We start from the raw sequence: 3324 nt of genomic DNA on the forward strand, positions 1-3324 counted from the left end.
AAAAAGATGTCAAAAAATAAAACGGTTAGAAATATATTTTTTAGTGTATTTTGCGTTTTTGCCTGTATTATAGCTGCATATGCCGAAAGCTGTTCGACAGCCGGAGCAACGCAGAATAAATATACGGCCAGCGGATGGCGCTATAGTGAATGGATGCCTACAAGTTGTGTATGTGCATCTCCTAACAAGTGGAGTTCTGCGGAGAAGGCATGCATTAAATGCTCATGGTCTGAAAAAACTACAATGAATATGCCAACTTGCCCTGATGGGTATGATGGCAGGGATCGTGCAATGGCCGATTGTAAAAGGTTCCGTGACCAGTTTGTTAAGGGCGAAGTATCGGCATTAGGTAAAACGGGAATAGAAGTTATTACAGATTGTGATGTAAAGCTATGTGAACGTGCACATCCTCTCTCTGGAACATATAAATATTATTGGACTATTACTTATAAACATCATACATGTTCAAAAATATATTGAGGCATAAGCCTCTCAACTAACCGCCCCGGTTTGCATTAAGCGAACCGGGGTTTTTCTGTACTTATTTTTAAGATATTATATTATGCCAAAAGCGGCTTTAGAGCCGTTTTTTTAGGCAAAACCGACCTATTTATATTTTGTCTATTAGTGTAAACCGGAAAGGAAGTTAAAATTCCAAATCGATTATGGGATATTTGTTTGCGTTTTTATAGTTGAAATGCCACCACTCTTTCCTGATAGTGGTAAAACCGGCTTTCCTCATTACTTTTTGCAGGGCGGCGCGATTATCTTGGGCCGTTTGGCTGACGCCTTCTCTTGCGTAAGCGTAGGCCTGTTCGGAAAAATCGTCAAATTGCGTAGGCGTTTCAAGCGGGTAGCCGTTGGCGTCGCAGGGGCCTAAATCAACTGCGGTTCCTCTGTTGTGGTTTGAGCCTGTTTTAGGGTTTGCGACTTGGCCCGGAACCGGGTGTATATCCCACATGGTTTTTTGCGCGGAGAGCGGCCTGTAACAGTCGTAAAGGCAAAGATAAAACGGAGAAGACTCTTCTTCCGCGTAGCGGGCGGCTTTAGCCAAGGCTTCGGCAACGTCTTGCTGCAGATAACATTTATCGGATGTATACATTTTTTGCCCGGCAAAATTATTTTCCGTAGCGTAGCGGATATCTAAAAATAATTTTACCGAAAGGCTTTCTATATTGACTAAACCCTTGGAGGCAAAAAGCGCGTCGCGTTTTTCCGCTTCGGCTTTTAAGCGTGCGGCTTCGGCTTGGGCTTTTTCCGCAGCCAGGCGTTCCTGCTCGGCTTTAAGTTTAAGGGCTTCTTCTTCCTGTGGCGTCATCCTGTGTTCCTGCTCGGCCTGCGTAACAGGCTGAGGAACCGGGCGTTTAAGCTCGGCAAAGAAATCGCTCATTCTTGCGGGCGTATGTCCCGCCGGCTTGATAGAGGTGTTTTCCTGCACAAAGTACATTGCGCCGATATACAATACTATAAACGCAGCCAAGGAGAAGATATACTTTTTCATAATTACATAAATGATAATATTTTTCACTTCTTTAAACAAGGCTTTAATTTGCCGCGCCGTTTTTTATTCTTATGGGACAAAAGACCTTTTTTAACCTGGGCCCAAAGGTCCTTGCCCGCCCGGAAGGAAAAGAATACAATATTAAGGGCAAACCTATCGGAGGCTCCTATGCACGTAAAAATATTCTCTCTGTTTTTATCTTTTGCTTTATTGCTGCCGAATTTCGCCTCGGCCGCGCCGGCTTTTACCTGCACCGACGTACAACAAATGAAAAACAACCACAGGGATTCCAGATGGAAAAGCGGCAATATATGGCAGTTGCATTCGCGTTACGCAAAAATATTTTCGTGCATAAAAGGGAATAAGTCTTTAAAGCCGGAACATAACTTTTGGGAAAGCATAGTTCGATATCACATGAGCAAAATGGAAACATATTTTGCCCAAGATGCTGGCGAAGCGGAAAAATTTGTAAACAGCGTCAACGCGATTGCCCATTCTTACGGCGGGCAGATAAGCACAGTATGTTTTGACAGGCGCGGCAGGAGAGTGGATTGTAATAAGAAAAGGAACAACCCCGACGGCGAAAGGCTGACTTCCGCTCTTGAACAACAGCGTCAGGAACAGCAAGCGGACACTGAAGAAAGAGAAGCCGCCTATTATTTATCTTTGGTTGAAAATATTCCTTTGGGAAAATCAAGAGATCAGGAAGAAAAAAACGCTTTGCTTAAGATATATGACGCGGTTAAAAATAGAAAGGACATAAGCAAATTTATAGCGAAACTCGCCGCCGACCATACAGATATAACGCCTTCTTTCATAACTTCGGCTTTTATGCTTTACGCCGAAAGTTTGCCCGGCGGCGGCCCCGAGCAAGGTTTGAACGAAATTTATAAGTATACCGGTTCTTCTTATGACGAAGTCATACGCTTTTCCGCCGCGAGGGCCGTTGCTCTTTACTCCGCCGACAGATTGAACGCTTCAACCGGCGAAGAAATTGACAATTCCCCGGCCGGTAAATTTTGGCTCAGGAATGAACATCGCGCGCATATCGCCAAAGTGCTTGGCAAAGCCGTATGCGGTCTTGACATTAACAAAGAAAATGAAAAGCTCCTTTATGTCGCGGTGGTAAGCGATTTGGCGCGCGTTTATGAGCTTGGCTCCGGCGAGGATATGTTTGCCAATGCCGCTAATTTCCTTAGATGTTCGGGAGGGGGAAACGGAGCCTCATATTTGGCGGGGGCAATGGTTCTTGCTCTGCCTTACGCCGCCGAAGGCGGGGCGGCCGCAGGTGCGGCGGGATTCGGGGTCTTTATCTATGCTTTAAATGATGCTTACGTTTATCCCACGCCTATGCAAAATTTGATGAGGAATTTTGACTCTTATGTATCAAGCCTGGAAGAAACTGCCCCTGCGGTGGAGGAATTCCCCATAAACAATGAAACAGCCGAGTGTACTTTAAACTGTGCGTCAGTCGCGTGGGAAAGAGATTTTGTAAAGTACGGCGCAAGGGAAGCAACCGCGGCAAATACCGCAACGTGTAAGCAAACACCTCAGCCTAATGACCCTTGCGGTGATATCCGCCTTAATGATTTGGACGGGCGCGTGTCAATGTCTAGGGATTTTGTGAAGCGTTTTAAAGAGTATTTGACTCACCAAGGCATACCTTATTCTTCCAACACGATAATAAGAGATATTTTAGGGTACAGTTTCCGCGGAGATTACAGGAAAATACTTGAACTTTTAAATAATAAATGCGTTCAAAAAATTGTACTTGCTGGAAAGTATGTTCATGATTTAGTTACACGTTTTGAATATTCTGATAT

The 3324-nt window shown here is 44.6% G+C and carries 3 protein-coding genes; 2 read left to right on the forward strand and 1 reads right to left on the reverse strand.

The features are described from left to right. Positions 1 to 480: hypothetical protein (locus ACQY26_RS03270; RefSeq protein ID WP_428047663.1), on the forward strand; the 480-nt coding region annotated here is incomplete at its 5' end. 166 nt (positions 481 to 646) lie between these two features. On the opposite strand, the gene ACQY26_RS03275 is transcribed toward ACQY26_RS03270, so the two are convergent. Next, positions 647 to 1501: a M15 family metallopeptidase gene (locus ACQY26_RS03275; protein ID WP_428047664.1), complete on the reverse strand. Its 855-nt coding sequence runs from the start codon at positions 1499 to 1501 to the stop codon at positions 647 to 649. Positions 1502 to 1669: 168 nt separating this feature from the next. Between ACQY26_RS03275 and ACQY26_RS03280 the strand changes: the two genes are divergently transcribed. Continuing rightward, positions 1670 to 3324, forward strand: a 1655-nt coding sequence (locus ACQY26_RS03280) for a hypothetical protein (RefSeq protein WP_428047666.1), incomplete at its 3' end; no start/stop codon positions are given.

Origin of the sequence: Candidatus Proelusimicrobium excrementi, from assembly GCF_937881865.1 — a bacterium.
Taxonomy (GTDB): domain Bacteria; phylum Elusimicrobiota; class Elusimicrobia; order Elusimicrobiales; family Elusimicrobiaceae; genus Proelusimicrobium; species Proelusimicrobium excrementi.